General features: G+C 64.0%; 19 protein-coding genes and 1 tRNA gene. 7 read left to right on the top strand and 13 right to left on the bottom strand.

From position 1 onward, the window contains the following. Positions 1-145: 145 nt before the first annotated feature. The 6 genes from PW947_RS25795 to PW947_RS25770 all read right to left on the bottom strand — a co-directional run bounded on the left by PW947_RS25795 (position 146) and on the right by PW947_RS25770 (position 5,693). Positions 146-222 (bottom strand) — tRNA-Val (locus PW947_RS25795). 119 nt (positions 223-341) lie between these two features. Then, entirely contained in the window at positions 342-2,585 is a 2,244-nt protein-coding gene (locus PW947_RS25790) for a bifunctional (p)ppGpp synthetase/guanosine-3',5'-bis(diphosphate) 3'-pyrophosphohydrolase (protein ID WP_299635216.1), read from the bottom strand. A gap of 73 nt (positions 2,586-2,658) precedes the next feature. Continuing rightward, positions 2,659-3,012: a RidA family protein gene (locus PW947_RS25785; RefSeq protein ID WP_299635214.1), complete on the bottom strand. Its 354-nt coding sequence runs from the start codon at positions 3,010-3,012 to the stop codon at positions 2,659-2,661. 101 nt (positions 3,013-3,113) lie between these two features. Beyond that, entirely contained in the window at positions 3,114-4,034 is a 921-nt protein-coding gene (locus PW947_RS25780; RefSeq protein ID WP_299635213.1) for an alpha/beta hydrolase, read from the bottom strand. Positions 4,035-4,344: 310 nt separating this feature from the next. Then, complete coding sequence (locus PW947_RS25775; protein ID WP_299635212.1) at positions 4,345-4,986, bottom strand: CoA transferase subunit B; 642 nt, start codon at positions 4,984-4,986, stop codon at positions 4,345-4,347. A 2-nt stretch (positions 4,987-4,988) separates the two neighbouring features. Beyond that, on the bottom strand, positions 4,989-5,693 hold the full coding sequence (locus tag PW947_RS25770) for a CoA transferase subunit A (protein ID WP_299635211.1): 705 nt from the start codon (positions 5,691-5,693) through the stop codon (positions 4,989-4,991). 307 nt (positions 5,694-6,000) lie between these two features. Between PW947_RS25770 and PW947_RS25765 the strand changes: the two genes are divergently transcribed. Then, complete coding sequence (locus tag PW947_RS25765) at positions 6,001-6,546, top strand: PAS and helix-turn-helix domain-containing protein (protein ID WP_299635210.1); 546 nt, start codon at positions 6,001-6,003, stop codon at positions 6,544-6,546. A gap of 30 nt (positions 6,547-6,576) precedes the next feature. Here PW947_RS25765 and PW947_RS25760 read toward each other — a convergent pair whose 3' ends face one another. Together PW947_RS25760 and PW947_RS25755 are read right to left on the bottom strand one after the other, a co-directional pair. After that, positions 6,577-7,008 (bottom strand): thioesterase family protein, encoded by a 432-nt coding sequence (locus tag PW947_RS25760; protein WP_299635209.1) that lies wholly within the window; start codon positions 7,006-7,008, stop codon positions 6,577-6,579. A 216-nt stretch (positions 7,009-7,224) separates the two neighbouring features. Beyond that, positions 7,225-8,001, bottom strand: a complete 777-nt coding sequence (locus PW947_RS25755) for an SDR family oxidoreductase (RefSeq protein WP_299635208.1) — start codon at positions 7,999-8,001, stop codon at positions 7,225-7,227. A 223-nt stretch (positions 8,002-8,224) separates the two neighbouring features. Between PW947_RS25755 and PW947_RS25750 the strand changes: the two genes are divergently transcribed. Beyond that, positions 8,225-9,898 carry an electron transfer flavoprotein-ubiquinone oxidoreductase gene (locus PW947_RS25750; RefSeq protein WP_299635207.1) on the top strand — a complete coding sequence of 558 codons (1,674 nt, stop codon included), beginning with the start codon at positions 8,225-8,227 and terminating at the stop codon, positions 9,896-9,898. A gap of 109 nt (positions 9,899-10,007) precedes the next feature. On the opposite strand, the gene PW947_RS25745 is transcribed toward PW947_RS25750, so the two are convergent. From PW947_RS25745 to PW947_RS25730, 4 genes are all read right to left on the bottom strand, one after another. Beyond that, entirely contained in the window at positions 10,008-11,510 is a 1,503-nt protein-coding gene (locus PW947_RS25745; RefSeq protein ID WP_299635206.1) for a tetratricopeptide repeat-containing glycosyltransferase family protein, read from the bottom strand. 95 nt (positions 11,511-11,605) lie between these two features. Beyond that, complete coding sequence (gene aroC / locus PW947_RS25740; protein ID WP_299635205.1) at positions 11,606-12,706, bottom strand: chorismate synthase; 1,101 nt, start codon at positions 12,704-12,706, stop codon at positions 11,606-11,608. A 108-nt stretch (positions 12,707-12,814) separates the two neighbouring features. Then, positions 12,815-14,761: an MFS transporter gene (locus PW947_RS25735; protein ID WP_299635204.1), complete on the bottom strand. Its 1,947-nt coding sequence runs from the start codon at positions 14,759-14,761 to the stop codon at positions 12,815-12,817. Positions 14,762-14,957: 196 nt separating this feature from the next. Next, positions 14,958-15,416 carry a CBS domain-containing protein gene (locus PW947_RS25730; protein WP_299635203.1) on the bottom strand — a complete coding sequence of 153 codons (459 nt, stop codon included), beginning with the start codon at positions 15,414-15,416 and terminating at the stop codon, positions 14,958-14,960. Positions 15,417-15,802: 386 nt separating this feature from the next. On the opposite strand from PW947_RS25730, the gene PW947_RS25725 reads away from it, so the two are divergent. From PW947_RS25725 to PW947_RS25715, 3 genes are all read left to right on the top strand, one after another. Then, a complete protein-coding gene (locus PW947_RS25725; protein WP_299635202.1) occupies positions 15,803-17,146 on the top strand; it encodes an O-acetylhomoserine aminocarboxypropyltransferase in 1,344 nt (447 codons plus the stop codon). Next, the gene (locus PW947_RS25720; protein ID WP_299635201.1) at positions 17,143-17,976 is read left to right on the top strand and encodes an alpha/beta hydrolase; all 834 of its coding nucleotides are present in this window, start codon (positions 17,143-17,145) and stop codon (positions 17,974-17,976) included. Before PW947_RS25725 ends, PW947_RS25720 begins: the two co-directional genes overlap by 4 nt. Before the next feature lie 259 nt (positions 17,977-18,235). Next, entirely contained in the window at positions 18,236-18,556 is a 321-nt protein-coding gene (locus PW947_RS25715; RefSeq protein WP_299635200.1) for an Mpo1-like protein, read from the top strand. Positions 18,557-18,584: 28 nt separating this feature from the next. On the opposite strand, the gene PW947_RS25710 is transcribed toward PW947_RS25715, so the two are convergent. Next, positions 18,585-19,898 (bottom strand): YihY family inner membrane protein, encoded by a 1,314-nt coding sequence (locus PW947_RS25710; RefSeq protein WP_299635199.1) that lies wholly within the window; start codon positions 19,896-19,898, stop codon positions 18,585-18,587. Positions 19,899-20,039: 141 nt separating this feature from the next. Here PW947_RS25710 and wrbA point away from each other — a divergent pair, with 141 nt between their 5' ends. Together wrbA and PW947_RS25700 are read left to right on the top strand one after the other, a co-directional pair. Continuing rightward, positions 20,040-20,645: an NAD(P)H:quinone oxidoreductase gene (gene wrbA / locus PW947_RS25705; protein WP_299635198.1), complete on the top strand. Its 606-nt coding sequence runs from the start codon at positions 20,040-20,042 to the stop codon at positions 20,643-20,645. A 47-nt stretch (positions 20,646-20,692) separates the two neighbouring features. Further along, complete coding sequence (locus PW947_RS25700; protein ID WP_299635197.1) at positions 20,693-21,100, top strand: DUF2069 domain-containing protein; 408 nt, start codon at positions 20,693-20,695, stop codon at positions 21,098-21,100. The last annotated feature ends 65 nt before the right edge of the window (positions 21,101-21,165 follow it).

Raw genomic sequence — 21,165 nt, 5'->3', positions numbered from 1 at the left:
ACTACAAAGGCGAAAGTGGTCCTCGACTAGCGTCGCTCCGAAGTAGTTTCGGTCAACGTTCGCGGTGCCATAACCGTATTTGCCTTTGGCGCTAATGCGCTTACTACGTTTGCGAAACCCCGGCGAACCAGAGTTTCAATTTCGTTGGTAGGCTCGATTGGACTCGAACCAACGACCCCCACCATGTCAAGGTGGTGCTCTAACCAGCTGAGCTACGAGCCTGAAGAAGCAAGATTATAAGAAGCGCTACTACGCTTGGCAAGTACTTTTACGCGATGACAGCAAAAAACGCATCACGCCCGATCGCACTCCAATCGCAATCGCGATCGCGATCGCCCTTCCTACGACTTCCGTGAAGCACGCACGACACCGCTCACCTCGCCGAGCAACGAACACGCACGCTGGATCTGCGCCGCGTTCGACACCTCGACCGTGAACTGCATATAGGCCGCATTGCGCCGCGTCTGCGTCTTCACGCCGATCACGTTCATCTTTTCGCGCGCGAACACTTCGGAGATATCGCGCAGCAAGCCCTGGCGATCGGTTGCGTCGATCGTGAAGTCGACCGGGTAGACCGACTGGCCACGGCCGCTCATCACGTCGGCGGACCAGGCGGTTTCGAGCACGCGTTCCGGCGCCCGTTCGGCCATGCGCCGGAACGTGGCGCAGTCGCGACGGTGGATCGACATGCCCTTGCCACGCGTGACGAAGCCGCTGATATCGTCGGGCGGAGCCGGACGGCAACACCGCGCGAGTTGCGTGAGCAACGCATCGACGCCGACCACCAGCACACCCGCCGACGCACCATGCGCGACGCTCGCGCCGCTGCCGCGCTTTTCGAACTGCTCGGGCGCTTCGGGTTTCGGCTCCGGCGGCGGCGCATCGCGCAACGCCTGCTCGACCTGCCGCAGACTGAACTCGTCCTTGCCGACAACCGAGAACAGATCGTCAGGCGCATCGAAGCCGAGCTTGCCCGCGAGCTGATCGAGATTGACCGACGTCTTGCCTTCGCGCTGCAAGGTCTTTTCGACCATCGCGCGTCCGTTGGCGATGTTTTCCGCGGCGTCGATCGCGTTGAACCACGCGCGCACTTTCTGCCGCGCACGCGGGCTATGCATGTACCCCAGTTGCGGATTGAGCCAGTCGCGCGACGGACCGCCCTCTTTCACCGCGACGATCTCGATCGTCTGGCCGTTTTCCAGCGAGGTATTGAGCGGCACCATCGTGCCATCGACACGCGCGCCACGGCAGCGATGCCCCAGCTCGCTATGCACGTGATACGCGAAATCCACCGGCGTGGACCCGACCGGCAACGGGATCACGCGCGCCTGCGGCGTCAGCACGTAAATATGGTCGTCGTCGAACGAGGCCTGACGCAGTTGCTCCCACGGCTGCGCCGCGCGCTCGTCGCCATGCTCGCCAACCGTGACTTCGTCCTTCCACGCAAGCAGTTGACGCAGCCACGCGATCTTCTCGTCGTATTTGTCGTTCGCGCTGAACTGGCCGCCGTAACCGCGCACGCCCGCTTCCTTGTAGCGCCAGTGCGCGGCCACGCCGTACTCCGCGAACTGATGCATGTCCTGCGTGCGGATCTGCACTTCGAACGCACGCCCGTCGTCGCCGATCACCACCGTGTGCAGCGACTTGTAGCCGTTCGGCTTGGGACGCGAAATATAGTCGTCGAACTCTTTGGGCACCGGCTGCCACAGGTTGTGGACGATGCCCAGCACCGTATAACAATCCTTGATGTCCGGCACGATCACACGGAACGCGCGCACGTCGTACAGTTCGGAGAAATCCAGCTCCTTGCCGTGCATCTTCTTCCAGATGCTGTAGATGTGCTTCGGACGCCCGCTGACTTCCGCGCGGATATTCGCGGCCGCCAGCTCGCTTTGCAGCCGCGCGATCGCCTCGGCCACATAAGTTTCACGCTCCGCGCGCTTCTCGTCGAGCAGCTTGGCGATGCGCTTGTAAGTGGCCGGCTCCTGGAAGCGCAACGCGAGATCTTCGAGTTCCCACTTCAACTGCCAGATGCCCAGACGGTTCGCGAGCGGCGCGTAAATATCCAGCGTTTCGCGTGCGACGTCGGGCGAAGGCGTGACCTTCGCCGCTGCGTAATACCGCAGCGACTGCAGCCGCGACGCAAGACGAATCAGCACCACGCGGATATCCTGCGCGAACCCGAGCAGCATCTTGCGCAACGCTTCGACCTGCGCACGACGCGCAGCCTGCGCCTCGCGACCCACCTCGGGCAACGCGTTCTGCGCGGCGCGCAAGCTGACGCTGCCCAGCCGCAACAGCTTGCGCACGTCGAACACCAGTTGATTCACTTCCTCGCCGAAGCGCTCGGAGATCATGCGCTCCGGCTCCTGCAGATGCGGCGTCAGCGCGAATAGCGCCGCGGCCAGCACGGCCGCCGGATCGACGTTCAGCGTGCGCATGATCGCCGCCGTGCCCGCCGCGTGATCCGCCAGCAATTCGCCCGACGACAGCCGCACCTCACCGGCATGCTCGCGCACGAACGCCATCGCCTCCTCGAACGAAGGAACGGGAATGACGGCGGACGTGACGGAATCGGTATTCATGGTACGGCGGCCCGACGGGCCAGGCGGATCAAGGAAAATTCAACTGCAAAAATAGCCGCTGGCGCGGCCGGCCTTAGTCTCGCTGTGCAGCGAACGCAACGACTTCGACGAGGCACTTCGGATTGGCGAGTTTTGCCTCGACCGTGGCGCGCGGCGGCGTGCTGCCTTGCGCGACCCACTCGTCCCACACCGCATTCATGCCGGCAAAGTGAACCATGTCGGAGATGAAAATCTGCACCGACAGCAGCAACGACTTGTCGCTGTTGACTTCCGCGAGCAGACGGTCGATGTGGCCGAGCACTTCGCGCGTCTGGCCGGCGATGTCCTGATCGGTGTCTTCGGCGATCTGTCCCGCGAGATACACGGTGCCGTTGTGAACCGCGATTTCGGAGAGACGCTTGCCGACGTGATGACGAATGACTGCCATGAAAAATCCTGATTCGGGTTGGTTGAAATAGCGTTGCCGCGTGCCGCCGGTGTGTCCGATGCGCCGCCGCTCTTTGGCGGACCGCGGCGCGCAGCCTTATATTATGACGCGTCGCCGGGCGGCGCGATGAAGAAGCGCCGCGCGATGTCGATCTGCGCGTCGCTCAGAAACGCCGGCGCATGACCGACGCCCGGCACTTCCACCGACGACACCGCGTGCCCCTGCTCGATCATTTTCCCGACCGTCTCGCGCGACAGCAGATCGGACTTTTCGCCGCGCACCACCAGCAACGGACCGTCGAACGCCGCGACCGAATTCCACAATGCCGCTTCGCCCAGAGCCGCGAGTTCTTCGGTGGTTGCCGTGAACGGCACCGCGATGCGCGGGTCGTAGCGGAACTGCCATGCGCCGTCGCGCTCGTGCAGAAGCGGCGTGTTGATCTCGCGCCAGTCTTCGGGCGTCAACGGCCCGAACGTCTGCGCGAGCAGCGCCGCGTAGTCGATACCTTGCTGCAGCGTCTCGAAGCGCACCGGCTTGCCGAGGTAGTCGCCGATACGCGCGACCGCCGCCGGTTCGAGATGCGGACCGACGTCGTTGACGAGCATCTTGCGCACCGGCGTGTCCGGCAAGCCAGCGAGCGCCATGCCGATCAAACCGCCCATCGACGTACCGAACCAGTCCACCCGATCGACGTTCAGACGCGCGATCAGCGTGACCATGTCGGCCACATATTGGGGAACGCTGTAATAGTTTGGGACGCTCAGCCACGAAGACAAGCCGCGCCCGACCACATCCGGGCAAACGACCCGATAGGTGCCCGCGAATTGCGCCGCCAGCCGGTCGAAATCGCGGCCGGAGCGGGTCAATCCGTGCACGCACAGCAGCACGCGCGGATTGTCCGGATCGCCCCACTCGGTGTACGCGACGCGATGCAGGCCGCCGGGGCTTGCGCACTGGACGAAGCGTTGACGGGGTGCGGAGGCGTCGCTGATGGCGGACGAGGCGGGAAACGGATCGGTCATCGGATGTCCTTCGTGGCGCCTCGTGCGCGCGGCATGGGCAACGCGCAACCGGGGCGTAAACGGGCGCAGAACTACGCGGAATCGGAACCTGCTACGTATGAAAGATTGTAAACCGCTTTGTGCCCGCGCACGCCTGATCCAGACAGCCGCGGACGATCGGTCGTGGACCGCGCCTCCGTAGCCGCTGCGCCGCCGCACCGCAAAGCAAAACGGGCGAGACTCGCGTCTCGCCCGTTTCGATACCGCTCACACCGCAGGACCGCCAGCGCGCCGCCTCAACTGGATCGACGTCGCGGCCCGCCGGCCGACATCAGCTGACCGCGCTGACGTCGAGCGGTGCGCCCGTTTTCGCCTTGATTTCGTCGACCGTGACGCCCGGCGCCAGTTCGACCAGCTTCAGGCCGTCTTCCGTGACGTCGATCACGCCGAGGTCGGTGATGATCTGATCGACCACGCCCACGCCCGTCAGCGGCAACGTGCAGTCTTCGAGAATCTTGTGCTGGTCGCCCTTCGCGACGTGCTCCATCAGCACGACCACGCGCTTGACGCCCGCGACCAGATCCATCGCGCCGCCCATGCCCTTGATCATCTTGCCCGGAATCATCCAGTTGGCCAGATCGCCCTTCTTGCTGATCTGCATCGCGCCGAGGATGGCCAGGTTGATGTGACCGCCGCGAATCATCGCGAACGAGTCGGCCGACGAGAAAATCGACGAACCCGGCAAGGTGGTGACCGTCTGCTTGCCCGCGTTGATCAGGTCGGCATCCACTTCTTCTTCGGTCGGCGACGGGCCGATGCCCAGCAAACCGTTTTCCGATTGCAGCCACACTTCGACGCCGGCCGGCACGTGGTTCGCCACCAGCGTCGGCAGACCGATACCGAGGTTCACGTAGAAACCGTCCTGCAATTCTTTCGCCGCGCGCGCGGCCATTTCGTCACGAGTCCATGCCATGATCAGTCTCCTTTCGCGCGGACGATGCGTTGTTCGATGCGTTTTTCCGGATGCGCATTGAGCACGAGGCGCTGCACGAAAATGCCCGGCGTGTGGATCGCGTCCGGATCGAGTTCGCCCACTTCGACGATCTCTTCGACCTCGGCCACGGTAATCTTGCCCGCCATCGCGCACATCGGGTTGAAGTTGCGCGCGGTGCGGCGATAGATCAGGTTGCCCGATTTATCGGCCTTCCATGCCTTTACGATCGCGACGTCCGCCGTCAGCGAGTGTTCGAGCACGTAGTGGTTTTCGCCGAACTGGCGGGTTTCCTTGCCCTCGGCGATCAGCGTGCCGTAGCCGGTGTTCGTGAAGAACGCCGGAATGCCCGAGCCGCCGGCGCGCAGTTTCTCGGCCAGCGTGCCTTGCGGCGTGAATTCGAGTTCGAGTTCGCCGGCCAGATATTGCCGTTCGAATTCCTTGTTTTCGCCCACGTACGACGAGATCATTTTCTTGATCTGACGTGTTTCGAGCAGCAGGCCCAGGCCGAAGCCGTCGACGCCCGCGTTATTGCTGATGCACGTAATGCCTTTGACGCCGGTATCGCGCAGCGCGGCGATCAGCGCTTCGGGAATCCCGCACAGTCCAAAGCCGCCGACGGCAAACGTCTGCCCGTCCTTGACGATGTCTTTGAGCGCGTCGGCCGCGCCTGGATAGACCTTGTTCATCAGTGTGTCCCTTCCTTTATGGAAATCAGCTCAACGGTTTGGCCGTCGGTACGTGGCGAAGCGCGGTACGCGGGCGTGAGCCGTGATGTCATTCTAGTCATCCCGGATTCGCCGTGCGCTGCTGCGCGACGAACGAGTAACGGGAACATTCAGCAAAGCCCGCGCCCGCTGGGCACGACCACGTGAACGTCACGATTGATCCGGTTGATTTATGTCCGAAAGGGTACGATGCCGCCATGCTGCGGCACAATACGCAAAAATACATAAGTAGTCGCCTCCGTGCGGCTGCCGCACGTCGACGTCACTCATGACCGCACTGGATTACCAAACCGCTTTTCACCTCGCGCCGATCGGACTCGTGCTGTCGCGCGAACGCACGATCGAAGACTGCAACGACCAGCTCGCGGCGATCTTCGGCCATCCGCGCGGCTCGCTGATCGGGCAGTCGTTTCAGGTGCTGTATCCGTCCGCCGATGAATTCGAGCGCATCGGCGAGCGCATTCCGCCGATCATGACCGCGCTCGGCAGCTACGCCGACGACCGCATCATGAAGCGCGCGAACGGCGAATTGTTCTGGTGTCACGTGACGGGACGCTCGCTCGAACGCAACGCGCCGCATGCGGCCGGCATCTGGACTTTCGAGGATTTGAGCGCGACGCGCCGGGTAGCGGTCGAACTGACGCCGCGCGAGCGGGAAATCGCCGCGCAGCTGGTGACGGGCAAAACGAGCAAGCAGATCGGTCGCACGCTCGACATCAGCTCGCGAACCGTGGATGTGTACCGGTCGCGGCTGATGCGCAAATACGGCACCGGCAACGCGACCGAACTGTTGCAGCGGCTGCTCGGCAACTGACGGGCGACGCAACGCCCGCGCGCTTACCGCTCAGGCGGTCTTGACGAGCTTCGCCTGTTCGATGGTCGTGCGCAGCAGATCGGGAATCGGCACCGACTTGCCCGCCGCATAGTCGATCCACACGCATTTCGCCGCGCCGCGCGCGTAAAGCGTGTCGGGATCGTCCGCGCGATACAGCTCGAAACCGGTGTCGAAACTGCTGCGGCCCGGCTCACCGACCGTCATCCGGCCGATGATGTCGCCCGGATAGTGAAGCTGCCGCAAAAATTCCATCGACGCCGTGACGATCACCGGCCCTTGCCCTTCGCCGTTGCCGCCGGCAATGCCGAGCTGCTCGAACCAGGAAATCCGCACCTGTTCCATATAGCGGAAATAGACCGTGTTGTTCACATGGCCGAACGCGTCCATGTCGCCCCAACGGATCGGCATGGCCATTTCGAAAACTGCGTGGTAATCGCTCATACTTCTTCAGCTGGTCGGAAAACGGATAACGGGTGAACGCGGCGCCCGCCTTCATGGGGCGAGACCGCAAACAAAGGTGACGCCGGGAATGGCGTCGGAATCGCGCGGGAATGGCGCGAAACGTGCCGCCGATTATGCGCGTCGCGCGGCAAACGCGTCGCGCAGACGGGCAATCCGGCGATGCCGTGCAAGGTGCGAGATGCGGGCCGATTCCGCTCAGGCGAGACCAAAGCCGTCGTCGGCGGCGATGATCGAGCCGTTGATGAACTGCGACTCGTCGGCGGCGAGCAGCAACAGCAGACCGTCGAGATCGTCCGGTTTGCCGACGCGATGACGCGGCAGCATCGACACGAGCTTTTGCCCCTGCTCGGTCTGCCAGTGATGATGGTTGATTTCGGTGTCGATATAGCCGGGGCAGATGGCGTTGACGTTGATACCGTAGCGGCCCCATTCGAGCGCCATCGCTTTCGTCATATGGACGACGGCGGCCTTGCTCATCGAGTACAGACCGATCTGCGGCAACACGCGCAACCCCGCCATCGACGCGATATTGATGATCCGGTAAGACGGCTTCTGGCCGCCGTTGCCGCGCATGATCATCCGCTTGGCGACTTCCTGCGCGACGAAAAACGAGCCGCGCGTGTTGGTGTCGAACACGTATTCGAAGTCGGCCGGCGTGACTTCGGCCAGCTTTTGCGTGGTGGACACGCCGGAGTTGTTCACGAGGATATCGATCGTGCCGGCCTCGGTTTCCGCATGCGCGACCGCCGACTTGATGCTCTGATAATCCGTCACGTCGAGCGACACGACGTGCGCCGCGCCGCCCGATGCCTCGATCTCGGCACGCAACTCTTTCAACCGTTCGGTGCGGCGGCTCGCCAGCACGACTTTTGCGCCCGCCTGCGACAACACTTGCGCGAAACGCTTGCCCAGCCCGCTGGAGGCGCCTGTGATCAGCGCAACCTTGCCTTCCAGATTGATCGAACGGCCCATTGTCGTTCCTCTACTCGGTAGTGGTTACAGATGCGGCGTGGCCGCGACGTACGTGTTACTGACATGCGGTAAATCGCGGATACCGGCTGCCAGGCAGCCGGGCCGTCACCGTAGCACACAATAGAACGATCGTGCTAATCGCGGTTCACCGGGTTGCGGCGCGGGGATCGTTCGCCCACAATACGATCCCGAAAAAAGCATTCTAACGGCAAGCGGAGCATCAATGACCCCCACAAGTCTGATTGAGCAATACGGCCCTCGAGAGTCGATGGAATATGACGTAGTCATCGTCGGCGGCGGCCCTGCGGGTTTGTCCGCAGCAATCCGGCTCAAGCAGATGGCACAGGAAAAAGGCGTCGAGATCGGCGTCTGCGTGCTGGAAAAGGGCTCGGAAATCGGTGCGCACATCCTGTCGGGCGCGGTGATGGACCCCCGCGCGATCACCGAACTGATCCCTGACTGGAAGGAAAAAGGCGCGCCGCTGACGGTCGACGTCACCGAGGACAAGTTCCTGTTCCTGACCGAAACCGGTTCGAAGAGCGTGCCGGTCTGGGCGTTGCCCGACAACTTCAAGAACCACGGCAACTACGTGATCAGCCTCGCGAACGTGACGCGCTGGCTGGGTCAACAGGCCGAAGCGCTCGGCGTCGAGATTTTTCCGGGCTTCCCCGCGGCCGAAGTGCTCTATCACGAAGACGGCTCGGTCAAGGGCGTCGCGACGGGCAATCTGGGGATCGGCAAGGACGGCGAGCCGACCGAAAACTTCCAGCTCGGCATGGAGCTGCACGCGAAGTACACGCTGTTCTGCGAAGGCGCGCGCGGCCATCTGGGCCGTCAGCTGAACGACAGGTTCAAGCTGCGCGAAGCGTCCGACCCGCAGGTCTACGGGATCGGCATCAAGGAACTGTGGGAAATCGATCCGTCGAAACACAAGCCGGGTCTGGTGATGCACACGGCCGGCTGGCCGCTGGAAAACGACACGTACGGCGGCTCGTTCCTCTATCACATGGACAACAACCAGGTGGTGGTCGGTTTCGTGGTCGGCCTGGGTTATTCGAATCCGTACCTGTCGCCGTTCGAGGAATTCCAGCGCTACAAGACGCATCCGGCGATCCGCGCCGTGCTCGAAGGCGGCAAGCGCGTGTCGTACGGTGCGCGCGCGATCACCGCAGGCGGCCTGATGTCGCTGCCGAAGCTGGTGTTTCCGGGCGGCGCGCTGGTCGGCGACGACGCGGGTTTCCTGAACGCATCGCGGATCAAGGGCTCGCACGCCGCGATCAAGACCGGCATGCTGGCCGCCGAAGCCGCGTTCGAAGCGGTTCAGGCCGGCCGCCAGTCGGACGAACTGACTGCCTATCCGGAGTCGTTCAAGACCTCGTGGCTGCACACGGAGTTGTACCGCGCGCGCAATTTCAAGCAGTGGATGAGCAAGGGTCTGTATCTCGGCACGCTGATGGTCGGCATCGAGCAGAAGCTGCTGGGCGGCAATGTGCCGTGGACGCTGCATCATCAGCATTCCGATCACGAGATGCTGAAACCCGCGTCGCAATGCACGCCGATCGTCTATCCGAAGCCGGACGGCAAGCTGACGTTCGATCGTCTGTCGTCGGTGTTTATCTCGAACACCAATCACGAAGAGAACCAGCCTGCACATTTGACGCTGAAAGATCCGTCGGTGCCGGTGAACGTGAACTGGCAAACCTATGCCGGTCCGGAAAGCCGTTATTGCCCGGCAGCCGTGTACGAATTCGTGAAAAACGAAGACGACACCGAACGCCTCGTGATCAACGCGCAAAACTGCGTGCACTGCAAGACCTGCGATATCAAGGACCCGACGCAAAACATCGTGTGGGTGACGCCGGAAGGCGGCGGCGGTCCGAACTATCCGAATATGTGAGGATGCCGGCGCACGTCGCCGCGCACGTCGAATAAAAAAACGCCGCAGATTCAAAATCTGCGGCGTTTTTTTATTTGCGGCGACACACGATGCGCGCCTGCTGTGCGGCCTACGTGCCGCGCGACACGAGCGCTTCGAGACGCTCGCGCACCGCGCTCAACGCCGGCGCCCACGCGCCAATCGACGGCTGACGGAACAGTTCGACCGCGTCGTACCACGGCGTCACGCGCTGCCGGTTGCCCCAGAACCACGCGGACACATGGTCGATCAGCAGACAGGTCGGCACGCCCAACGCGCCGGCCAGATGCGCGGGGCCGCTGTCGATCGTGACGACCAGATCGAGGTTCGCCATCAACGCGGCGACATCGTCGAACCCCGCGTCGAACTGCACGGTCGGATCGACGATATCGATCCCGCGCGCCTGCCAGTGCGCGACCGTTTCGCCCCGTCCCGGCGACAGCGCGAACCACACGAGCCCCGGCACCGTCAGCAACGGCGCGAGTTGATCGACGGGCACCGAGCGCCGTATATCGCGAACGTGCGCCGGATTGCCGTTCCACACGATCCCGACCGCGCGCTTGCGACCGCGAGCCTGCGCGACACGTTCGCGCCATACCGCCGTGCGCGCCGCGTCTGCGGTCAGATAAGCCCTACCCCATCCGGCCGAATCGACAATGCCGAGTCGCAGCGGCAAACTCATCAGACCGCAATGAAAATCGGGCTGTGTGTCGAGACCGGTTTCGAGCGTGATCCCAGCCGGCAACATCCGTTCGAACAGATGACGCAACGGCCCGTCGTGACCGAAGATCACGCGAGCGCCTTCGCGGCGCGCGCGCTCGGCGAGCAGCGGCAGAAACCGCACGGCCCACAGGCAATCGCCATGTCCTTGCTCGCCGTAGACGACCAGCGTTTTGCCGGTCAGCGGCTCGCCCTGCCAATGCGGGGCGATCTTCGACAGCACGGCTTGCGCGTTGCCCGGTTGTTCGTCGAATGCGACGCGCGCTTCGTAGCGTGGCCAGCCGTCGGCGAAACGTTCGGCGCGGATTTCGAGTTCGGACAGATCGAATTGCGCGGCCGCGCTGTCGGGGTCGAGCTTCAGCGCGCGGCGCAACAGCGCTTCGGCTTCGTCGAAACGGGCTTGCTCTTTGATGCAGAGCGCAAGTTTGTGGAGGGCGATGGGATTGTCGGGCAGCACCGCCACCGCTTTGCCGAGCAGGCGCTCGGCTTCGTCGAAATCGTCGCGGGATTGATGAACCGCCGCGCGCCACACGAGTGCGTCGGCCAGCATCGATCCGGCCGTATGGCGATTTTGCAGCAACACGTCGGTGAAGGCCTCGACGCAGGCCCAGTCTTTGACGATGAATGCGCTTTGCGCGGTCGCGGCGAAGTCTTCGATGCCGAGCAGACCGTCGTTCGCCGATGCCTGTAACAACGCGTCGAGCGCTTCCGCATGAAGCGGGAGATAGTGTGGACCGGGCAACGCCGCGGCGCGCAGCGCAAGCCCGAGTTCGCGCCAGTCTCTGCCCACGCCGAAACCGGACGACGCCGCGCAGCGCGCGCGGAGAGTATCGAGTGTCTCGTGAAATTCGTTCGATTCGTTCGATTCGTTCATCGGAGCGTGCCTCGTGAACAGACAATCAAGCCCGACGATCGCCGCATCATCCGCATGGTTGCGCGAAACCTGACACGGCCGCGATCGGCACGCGCTTAGGGCGCGCTCGCCGCGATGGTCGGCGTGGTGACGCTCACGTCGCCGTTTTGCGCACGATGGCGCAGCGCGTGGTCGATCAGCACCAGCGCCAGCATCGATTCCGCGATCGGCGTGGCGCGAATGCCGACGCACGGATCGTGGCGGCCGAAGGTCTCGACGACCACCGGCTCGCCCGCTTTATCGATCGAGCGGCGCGGCGTGCGGATGCTCGATGTCGGTTTGATCGCGATCGAAACCGTGATGTCCTGGCCCGTCGAAATCCCGCCGAGCACGCCGCCCGCGTGATTGCCGACGAAGCCTTCCGGCGTGAGTTCGTCGCCATGTATCGAACCGCGTTGCGCGACGCTCGCAAAGCCCGCACCGATCTCGACGCCCTTCACCGCGTTGATGCCCATCATCGCGTGCGCGATGTCGGCGTCGAGGCGGTCGAACAGCGGCTCGCCGAGGCCCACCGGCACGCCCGACGCAACCACGTTGATGCGCGCGCCGATCGAGTCGCCGTCTTTGCGCAGCGCGTCCATATAGGTTTCGAGTTCCGGCACGACATCGGCATTCGGCGCGAAAAACGGGTTTTCGCGAACATGCTGCCAATCGACGAACGGAATGTCGATCTCGCCCAACGCCGCCATATACCCGCGAATTTCAACGCCGAAATGCTCGCTCAGCCACTTTTTCGCGACCGCGCCGGCCGCGACGGTGGGCGCCGTCAGACGCGCCGACGAACGGCCCCCGCCACGGTAGTCGCGAATGCCGTATTTCTGCCAGTAGGTGTAGTCGGCGTGGCCGGGACGGAAGGTATCGACGATATTGCCGTAGTCCTTGCTGCGCTGGTCCGTGTTGCGGATCAGCAGCGCAATCGGCGCGCCGGTGGTCTTGCCTTCGAACACGCCCGACAGGATCTCGACCTTGTCTTCTTCCTGACGCTGCGTCACGTGGCGCGAGGTGCCCGGTTTGCGGCGATCGAGTTCGATCTGGATATCGGCTTCGGTCAGCGACAGGCCCGGCGGGCAACCGTCGATCACACAGCCGATCGCGGGACCGTGCGATTCGCCGAAGTTCGTGACAGTGAAAAGCGTACCGAGCGTGTTACCGGACATGAGCGTCGTCCAAAGGAATTGCGGGAGACCGCTATTATGCCAGCGCCGGCGCGGCTGCGCGGGCCGCCGCCCGACTTTGCGCGGCGTCGGCGGCGGCCGCAAAGCGCGTTACTTCCGCGCGCCCCGCAATTCGTTGACGATCTGTTGCAGGCCGTCCGGCGTGACCGCGGCCGGATCGAGCGGTTCGCCGACGGCCAGCGTCAGACGACTCATCACGCCCTTGTGCAGCGGTCGCGGCAAATGCGCCGCCGAGCCGCGCGAAAACACGCTGCCCCACAAGCCGCGCAGCGCCATCGGAATGACCGGCGCGGGCGAACGCCGCAGAATTTCCGACACGCCGTGCCGGAACGGATTGATCTCACCGGTCTGCGTGAGCTTGCCTTCCGGAAAAATGCACACGAGTTCGCCATCTTCCAACGCACGCGCGCATGCGTCGTACGCCCGGGCCAGCATCGGCGCATCTTCGTGTCCGGGCGCGATCGGAATGGCCTTTGCGTGACGGAACACCCAGCCGGCGAGCGGCGAGCGGAAAATCCGGTAATCCATCACGAAGCGAATCGGACGCGGACTCTCGGCCATGATCACGATCGCGTCGACGAAACTGACGTGGTTACACACCAGCACGGCCGCGCCCTCTTCCGGAATCCGCTCCGCATGGACGAGGCGGATCCGGTAGAACGTGTGGACCAGCACCCATGCGACGAAACGCAGCAAAAACTCCGGCACCAGCGAGTAGATATACGTCGCGACGACGATATTGAGCAGCGCAGTAACGAGGAAAATACCCGGAATGCCGACGCCCGCCGACGTCAGCCCCATCGCCATCAACGCCGAAACAATCATGAACAGCGAGTTCAGGATATTGTTCGCGGCGATGATCCGGGCGCGGTGGCTGGGCTGGCAACGCGACTGGATCAGCGCGTACAGCGGCACGCTGTAAAAGCCGCCGAACATCGCCAGCAGGAACAGGTCGGCCAGCACGCGCCAATGCACCGCGCGCGTCAGGAATTCGCCGACGCCGAGCAGATGTCCGGCCGGCGGCATATCGTGGCTGGCGAAAAACAGGTCGATCGCGAACACGCTGATGCCGATCGACCCGAGCGGTACCAGACCGATCTCGATACGCCGTTTCGACAACCGCTCGCACATCAGCGAACCGAGTCCGATCCCGAGCGAAAACGTCGCGAGCAGCACGGTCACGACATCGGGATTCGCCGACAGCACGTCTTTCGCGAAGTTGAAAAACGACGCGAGAAACGTCGCGCCGACAAACCACAACCACGAAATGCCGAGCAGACTCAGAAACACCGTGCGGTTTTCGCGCGCGAGTTTCAGATTGCGCCAGGTTTCGGTGACCGGATTCCAGTTGATCCGCAAATCCGGCTGCGACGACGCCGACACCGGCACGCCCGACGACACCCCGCGCCCGATCACCGCGATCGCCACGCACGCGCAGGCCAGCACCGTCGCGCCATGCTCGACGAACCCCGCCGCCGCGCCGCCGATGATCGTGCCGATCAGGATCGCGACGAAGGTGCCCATTTCGACCAGTCCGTTACCGCCCACCAGCTCGTCCTTGCCCAGATGCTGCGGCAGATACGCGTATTTGACGGGACCGAACAGCGTCGAATGCACGCCCATCAGAAACGTGCAGGTGTAAAGCAGTGGCGCGCTGTGAAACCAGAATCCCGCGCCGCCGACCAGCATCACCGCGATTTCGAAGGTCTTCACGAAACGCGTGAGCATGGCCTTGTCGTACTTGTCCGCGATCTGCCCCGACGTCGCGGAAAACAGCACGAACGGCACGATGAAAATCGCGGAAATCAGGAACGCGGCGGTTTTGGGATCGACCCCGGCGAAGCGCGACGCCTGGTACGTGACCAGCGACGTGAACCCGATCTTGAATACGTTGTCGTTCATCGCGCCGAGAAATTGCGTCCAGAAAAACGGCGCAAAACGGCGCTCGCGCAACAGCGCGAACTGCGACTGATGGCCCGCTTTGTCGCGCGCGGCACGGCGCGACGCGGGTACCGCTGAAGTCTGTCGATCGGTCATGGCGTGGCTGGCGTCCGCGGACGCCGTGGCTTGAGCGGTCTGCACCGCAATGCGCCGGTTGCGCGACACGCGACCGGCGCGGACACAAAAAAAGCGCTCGCTCGCGCGTGCGCTTTCCGGTTTGGGACGGCAACGCCCCCGAGTATCGCCAGCTGGCCCGCGTCGCAACGCACGACGCAAGCCGACGCCGTGCGGCTCAACGTGCCGGCTGCTGCTCCTGCTCTTCCGGCCAGTCGCGGATATAGGCTTTCAGCATCCGGTTTTCAAAACCTTGTTCCTCGACGACCGCCTTCGCGACGTCGTAGAACGAAATCACGCCCATCAGCGTGCGGCTTTCCATCACCGGCAGATAGCGCACGTGATGTTCGAGCATCATCCGGCGCACTTCGTTGACGTCGGTTTCCGGCGTGCAGGTGAGCGGATGGTCGTCCATCACCTTGCGGATGGTCGACGTGCCGACCGCGCCGCCCTGCTTGCTGAGCGTCAGGATAATTTCACGAAAGGTCAGCATGCCGACCAGATCGCCGTATTCCATCACGACCAGCGAGCCGATATCGTGGTCGGCCATCGCATCGACGGCTTCGGCCAGCGGCGTGTCCGGCGTGACCGTGAAAAGCGTGTTGCCCTTGACCTTGAGAATGTCGCTGACTCGCATGATTGTCTCCTGTGAAGCCGCTAAAGCTGCCATGGCGCCCGGCCGACGCCTGTTTGAACGTGATTGAACGAGAGCACGGCGCCCGGTTCGGGCTTTCCCGGCTTGGGCCGGACGTGCGCCGGGCAAGCGCCCGGGCGGCATCGGATACCGTATGACTGACTTTCGATCCTAGCGGAAAGGTTCATAAAAAGAAAGCGCACAGGCCACGCCCAGCGTGCGCCGGACACCGTAGAAACCCTGCTGCTGCGGCATCCCGCGCGGCGCGCTCGACGTCTTGCCGACGTGCCGCGCATTCTCGTCAGACCCAATTGCCGCGTCCGGCACGGGTGATAGGATGCCCTCACCTTCACCCTTCGCGAACGCCGTGCGCGGCTTCGCTGTCCAGGATGTCCGCCAACCGTTTCGATACGCTTGCGCTGCACGCCGGCGCCGCCCCCGATCCCACCACTGGCGCGCGCGCCACGCCGATCTACCAGACCACCTCGTTCTCGTTTCGCGACACCGATCACGCCGCCGCGCTATTCAATATGGAGCGCGCCGGCCACGTGTATTCACGCATTTCGAACCCGACCGTGGCCGTGTTCGAAGAGCGCGTCGCCGCGCTCGAAAACGGCGCGGGCGCGATCGGCACGGCCAGCGGTCAGGCGGCCCTCCACCTCGCGATTGCGACCTTGATGGGCGCGGGTGGACATATCGTCGCATCCAGTGCGCTCTACGGCGGCTCGCACAACCTGCTGCACTACACGCTGCGCCGTTTCGGCATCGACACCACCTTCGTGAAACCCGGCGACACCGACGCCTGGCGCGCGGCGTTGCGGCCGAATACGCGGCTGCTGTTCGGCGAAACGCTCGGCAATCCGGGCCTCGACGTGCTCGATATCGGCGCGGTCGCGGAGATCGCGCATGCGCATCGGGTGCCGCTGCTGGTCGATTCGACCTTCACGACGCCCTATCTGCTCAAGCCATTCGACCACGGCGCGGACTACGTGTATCACTCGGCGACCAAGTTTCTCGGCGGCCACGGGACGACCATCGGCGGCGTGCTGGTGGACGGCGGCACGTTCGACTTCGACGCATCCGGTCTCTTTCCCGAATTCACCGAGCCCTACGACGGCTTTCACGGCATGGTGTTCGCCGAAGAAAGCACGGTCGCGCCGTTCCTGCTGCGCGCGCGCCGCGAGGGCTTGCGCGACTTCGGCGCGTGCCTGCATCCGCAAGCCGCATGGCAGTTGCTGCAAGGCATCGAAACGCTGCCGCTGCGGATGGAACGCCATGTCGCCAACACCCGCAAGGTCGTCCAGTTCCTGGTCGCGCACGACGCGGTCGAGTCGGTCGCGTATCCGGAACTGCCGTCGCATCCGGATCACGCGCTCGCGCAACGCCTGCTGCCGCGCGGCGCGGGCGCGGTGTTCAGCTTCGATCTTCGCGGCGACCGCGCCGCCGGCCGGCGCTTTATCGAGGCGCTGACACTGTTTTCGCACCTCGCGAACGTCGGCGACGCGCGCTCGCTGGTGATCCATCCCGCCTCGACGACGCATTTCCGGATGGACGCCGACGCGTTGCTCGCAGCGGGCATCGCCGAAGGCACGATCCGGTTGTCGATCGGTCTGGAAGATCCGGACGACCTGATCGACGATCTCAAGCGCGCGCTGAAAGCCGCGCAAAAAACCGGCGCAACGGCTGCCACCCAACGGCCCGGCGCGGACGACGCACGCAAGGAGCCGGCATGATCGTCGAGGTTCAGGGCAAACCGGCGTACGCGTACACCGGCGGCAAACGCTTCGACCCGGCGCTGCCCGCCGTCGTGTTCATTCACGGCGCGGAGCACGACCATAGCGTCTGGGCGCTGCAATCGCGTTACTTCGCCAATCACGGTTTCGGCGTGCTGGCGGTCGATCTGCCCGGCCATCGGCGCAGCGCCGGACCCGCGCTGAGGTCGATCGGCGCGCTCGCGGACTGGCTCGCCGCGCTGCTCGACGCGAGCGGCGTCGAGCGCGCGTGCGTGATCGGACACAGCATGGGCTCGCTGGTCGCGCTGGAGTTCGCCGCGCGTTATCCCGACCGCGCAACGCATCTCGCACTGATCGCGACCGCCGTGCCGATGGCCGTCTCCGACGCGCTGCTCGACGCCGCGCAACACGACGAGCCGCACGCCATCGCGATGGTCAACGCGTGGTCGCATTCGACGCTCGCCGCGAAGCCGTCGTGTCCCGGACCAGGCTTCTGGTTGCACGGGATGAACCGTCGGCTGATGGAACAGGTGGCCGCGACCGGCGAGCCGCAGCTGTTTCACACCGACTTCACCGTTTGCAACGATTACGCGGACGGCTTCGCGCGCGCGGCGCAGGTGCGCTGCCCCGTGCGTCTGATCGTCGGAAAACGCGACGCGATGACGCCGCCGCGCGCCGCCCGCGCGCTCGCCGACGCGCTCACGCAGGCCGGCGTCGACGCACGGACGATCGCCCTCGACGCCGGACACGCCGTGATGAGCGAGCAGCCCGACGCGACGCTCGACGCGCTGTTCAGCTTCGCGCGCATGCCGCTGGAAAGCCGCCGCTGACCTCGCTGGCGTGCACGTTCGCTCACAGTGACTGGTCACGATTCGCCGCAAAAAACCATCGGCACGACAACGACGATAACCGCGCGGCGAAAGTCGCGCCATTAGCCGAACGGCCAGGTTGCGCGGCGTCGTCGATCGCATCACAATGAGTTTGAGCTTGCGCGAATTCGACGGCGAATCAGGTGCTTACCTGCGTCGGGCTCGTGCCGCACGCGCCGCGCCAACCCCACGCGCGGCCACGCGGATAACGGAGGCCATCATGGCTGATACCACTCACAGTCACCACTTCGCGAACTTCGCGGAGTTCTATCCGTTCTATCTGGGAGAGCATGTCAATCGCGTGTCGCGGCGGCTGCATTTCGTCGGTTCGCTCGGCGTGATCGGCTGTCTGGCGATGGCGCTTGCCACCGGCGACTGGCTATGGCTTCCGGCTGCCGTGGTGTGCGGCTACGGCTTCGCGTGGGTCGGACATTTCTTCTTCGAGAAGAACCGTCCGGCTACGTTCCGGCATCCGGTCTATAGCCTGATGGGTGATTGGGTGATGTTCAAGGACATCTGCACCGGCAAGATTTCGCTGTAGCCGCGCAGGCGTAAGCCTACGCGCCACACTATGCAGTCTGGTGCGGCATCGACGTCGCGGTGTCTCCCGCTTCGGCGTCGTTTGCTTCGCGGGCGGCGGCCCGCGCGGCCAGCAACGCGGCGAGCGTCACCGTCATCCGTTCGCTTTCGAGCGCGGCGAGCAGCATCGGGCCGTCAACGCGGGTCGATTGCAGATTCAACTGGTATTCGAGTTCCGCCCGGTCGATCACGAACAGCCCGTACAGACGCTCGACGCTGACCTGATTCGGATTGGCCAGCAGCACGAAACGCGGTCGCGCATCCGCTTCCTGCAACCGCGCAATCCACTCGATTTCTTCGAGCTTTTCCAGCAGAAAAATAGTCGTATCCATATCGCGACGCAGCTTGCGCGCGAGTTCCGGCATCGTGTAGCCGTGGGTGCCCGCGTCGCGCGCTTCGGCAAGGCGGGCAAGCAACTCGAGCGCGTCGAACAGATCGCTGCCCGCAAACCGCGGACGATGAAACTGGCCGATCCGGATGGCAGGCAACGCCGACGCCACCATCGCGCCGACCAGTGTGATGAACCAGCTCAGATACATCCACAGCAGGAACATCGGCACGGCGGCGAACGCACCGTAGACCGCGGTGTAGGTTGGAATACGCCGGATGTAGTAGCCGAAGCCGCGCTTCGCGAGTTCGAACGCGACCGCCGCGCCCAGACCGCCGATCACCGCGTCGCGCCATTCGACGCGGCAGTTCGGCAGGAACACGTAGAGCATCGTGAAAGCGAGCGCGGTCAGCGGTAACACCGCGCCCGTCAACGCCCATTCGATCACCATCGGCATATGCTGCGCGCCCGCAAAAGCCATCGATTGCGACATCAGGTAAGACGACACCGACAGACTCACGCCGATCAGGATCGGCCCGAGCGTGATGATCGCCCAGTAGACGAGGATGCGCTGCGCCAGCGGACGCGATTTGCGCACCCGCCAGATCACGTTGAACGCGGATTCGACCGTCATCATCGTCATGACCGACGTGACGAACAGCACGATCATCCCCATCGTCGTCAGGCCTTTGGCCTTCGCTGCGAACTGGTTCAGGTATTTGAAAATCTGGTCGTTGATCTGCGCGGGCATCAGATGTTCGGCGAGGAACGCCTGCAACGACATCTGGAACGAACCGAAAATGGGAAACGCGGTGAACAGCGCGAACGCGACGGTCGCGAGCGGCACGATGGCCAGCATCGACGTGAACGTGAGACTGCCGGCCACCTGCGGAATGCGGTCTTCGCCGCTGCGTTTCGCGGCGAACTGCGCGAGACGTTTCAGCGCATCGAGATCGAAACGCACTCTGGACAACAAACCCACCTCCCAGCGTCGTGAAACCACGCGCGACATGCGCGATGCAAGCCGTCATGACGGCCTGAAAACGCCCGCCAGTGGCCGTTCCGACCGACCGACAGCGAACCCAGCCCCTATAATACCCGTTCACCGAAGAGGCTTATGAAAGACATTCTCGTGCTCTATTACAGCCGTTACGGCGCCACGCGAGAGCTCGCGCTGGCGATCGCCCACGGCATCGACAGCGTTGCCGGCATGCAGGCCCGCGTGCGCACCGTCCCGCCGGTTTCGACCGTGTGCGAAGCGACCCAGCCGGAGATTCCCGCCGAAGGTCCGCCGTACGTCGAACTGCGCGACCTCGAAGAATGCGCCGGCCTCGCGCTCGGTTCGCCCACCCGCTTCGGCAACATGGCCGCCTCGCTCAAATACTTCCTCGACGGCACCACGCCGCAATGGTTGTCCGGCGCGCTCGCGGGCAAACCGGCGTGCGTGTTCACGTCGACCGGCAGCATGCACGGCGGCCAGGAAACCACGTTGCTGTCGATGATGCTGCCACTGATGCATCACGGCATGCTGATCGTCGGGATTCCGTACACCGAAAGCGTGCTGACCACTACGCAAACCGGCGGCACGCCTTACGGCGCGTCGCATTTCGCGCGCGCGGATTCCGCCGGACAGGGCATTTCCGCCGATGAAAAAACCCTCGCCATAGCACTCGGCGCACGGCTTGCGCGTACTGCCGCGGCGCTATCGGGCGAACGGCCGTGACGTCCCCGGAACGTGTCGGGGCGGCGGCCGAGTCGACGGCTGAGTCTGTGCCTGATTCCGGACGCGACGGCCTGATACCCACGCCCACGCCGGAAAAACGCGGCGCGGCGCTCGGCGCGAGCGCGGCACTGATCCTGCTGATCATGCTGTGCATTGCGTGGGAATGGCGTCTCGCGCCGCTGCGGCCCGGCGGTTCGGCGCTGATCCTTAAAGTCGTGCCGTTGCTGTGCGCCCTGCCCGGCGTGCTGCGTCGGCGGCTTTATACGTTGCAGTGGGCGTCGATGCTGATCCTGCTGTATTTCGCCGAAGGCATCGTGCGCGGCATGTCGGACCGTGGTTTCAGCGCGCGGCTCGGCTGGCTCGAAACGCTGCTGGCGCTGGTGTTTTTCGTGTGTGCGCTGGTGTATGTCGCGCCGTTCAAGCGCGCCGCGCGACGCGCGAGGCGGGCCGCATGACACTCGCGGCCCTTCGTTGAAGCTTCGTTGAAACCTCGCTGAAACGCCGTTGAAATCCGATCAAA

It is taken from the genome of Paraburkholderia sp. (genome assembly GCF_028283785.1).
Taxonomy (GTDB): Bacteria; Pseudomonadota; Gammaproteobacteria; order Burkholderiales; family Burkholderiaceae; genus Paraburkholderia.
Note: the sequence above shows the minus strand (reverse complement) of the source record. Positions and strands in the feature narration are given on the sequence as shown.

Coding starts and splice junctions, on each gene's coding strand:
- PW947_RS25790 (WP_299635216.1), bottom strand. CDS start 2,585: ATGAATACCGATTCCGTCACGTCCGCCGTCATTCCCGTTCCTTCGTTC.
- PW947_RS25785 (WP_299635214.1), bottom strand. CDS start 3,012: ATGGCAGTCATTCGTCATCACGTCGGCAAGCGTCTCTCCGAAATCGCG.
- PW947_RS25780 (WP_299635213.1), bottom strand. CDS start 4,034: ATGACCGATCCGTTTCCCGCCTCGTCCGCCATCAGCGACGCCTCCGCA.
- PW947_RS25775 (WP_299635212.1), bottom strand. CDS start 4,986: ATGGCATGGACTCGTGACGAAATGGCCGCGCGCGCGGCGAAAGAATTG.
- PW947_RS25770 (WP_299635211.1), bottom strand. CDS start 5,693: ATGAACAAGGTCTATCCAGGCGCGGCCGACGCGCTCAAAGACATCGTC.
- PW947_RS25765 (WP_299635210.1), top strand. CDS start 6,001: ATGACCGCACTGGATTACCAAACCGCTTTTCACCTCGCGCCGATCGGA.
- PW947_RS25760 (WP_299635209.1), bottom strand. CDS start 7,008: ATGAGCGATTACCACGCAGTTTTCGAAATGGCCATGCCGATCCGTTGG.
- PW947_RS25755 (WP_299635208.1), bottom strand. CDS start 8,001: ATGGGCCGTTCGATCAATCTGGAAGGCAAGGTTGCGCTGATCACAGGC.
- PW947_RS25750 (WP_299635207.1), top strand. CDS start 8,225: ATGACCCCCACAAGTCTGATTGAGCAATACGGCCCTCGAGAGTCGATG.
- PW947_RS25745 (WP_299635206.1), bottom strand. CDS start 11,510: ATGAACGAATCGAACGAATCGAACGAATTTCACGAGACACTCGATACT.
- aroC (WP_299635205.1), bottom strand. CDS start 12,706: ATGTCCGGTAACACGCTCGGTACGCTTTTCACTGTCACGAACTTCGGC.
- PW947_RS25735 (WP_299635204.1), bottom strand. CDS start 14,761: ATGACCGATCGACAGACTTCAGCGGTACCCGCGTCGCGCCGTGCCGCG.
- PW947_RS25730 (WP_299635203.1), bottom strand. CDS start 15,416: ATGCGAGTCAGCGACATTCTCAAGGTCAAGGGCAACACGCTTTTCACG.
- PW947_RS25725 (WP_299635202.1), top strand. CDS start 15,803: ATGTCCGCCAACCGTTTCGATACGCTTGCGCTGCACGCCGGCGCCGCC.
- PW947_RS25720 (WP_299635201.1), top strand. CDS start 17,143: ATGATCGTCGAGGTTCAGGGCAAACCGGCGTACGCGTACACCGGCGGC.
- PW947_RS25715 (WP_299635200.1), top strand. CDS start 18,236: ATGGCTGATACCACTCACAGTCACCACTTCGCGAACTTCGCGGAGTTC.
- wrbA (WP_299635198.1), top strand. CDS start 20,040: ATGAAAGACATTCTCGTGCTCTATTACAGCCGTTACGGCGCCACGCGA.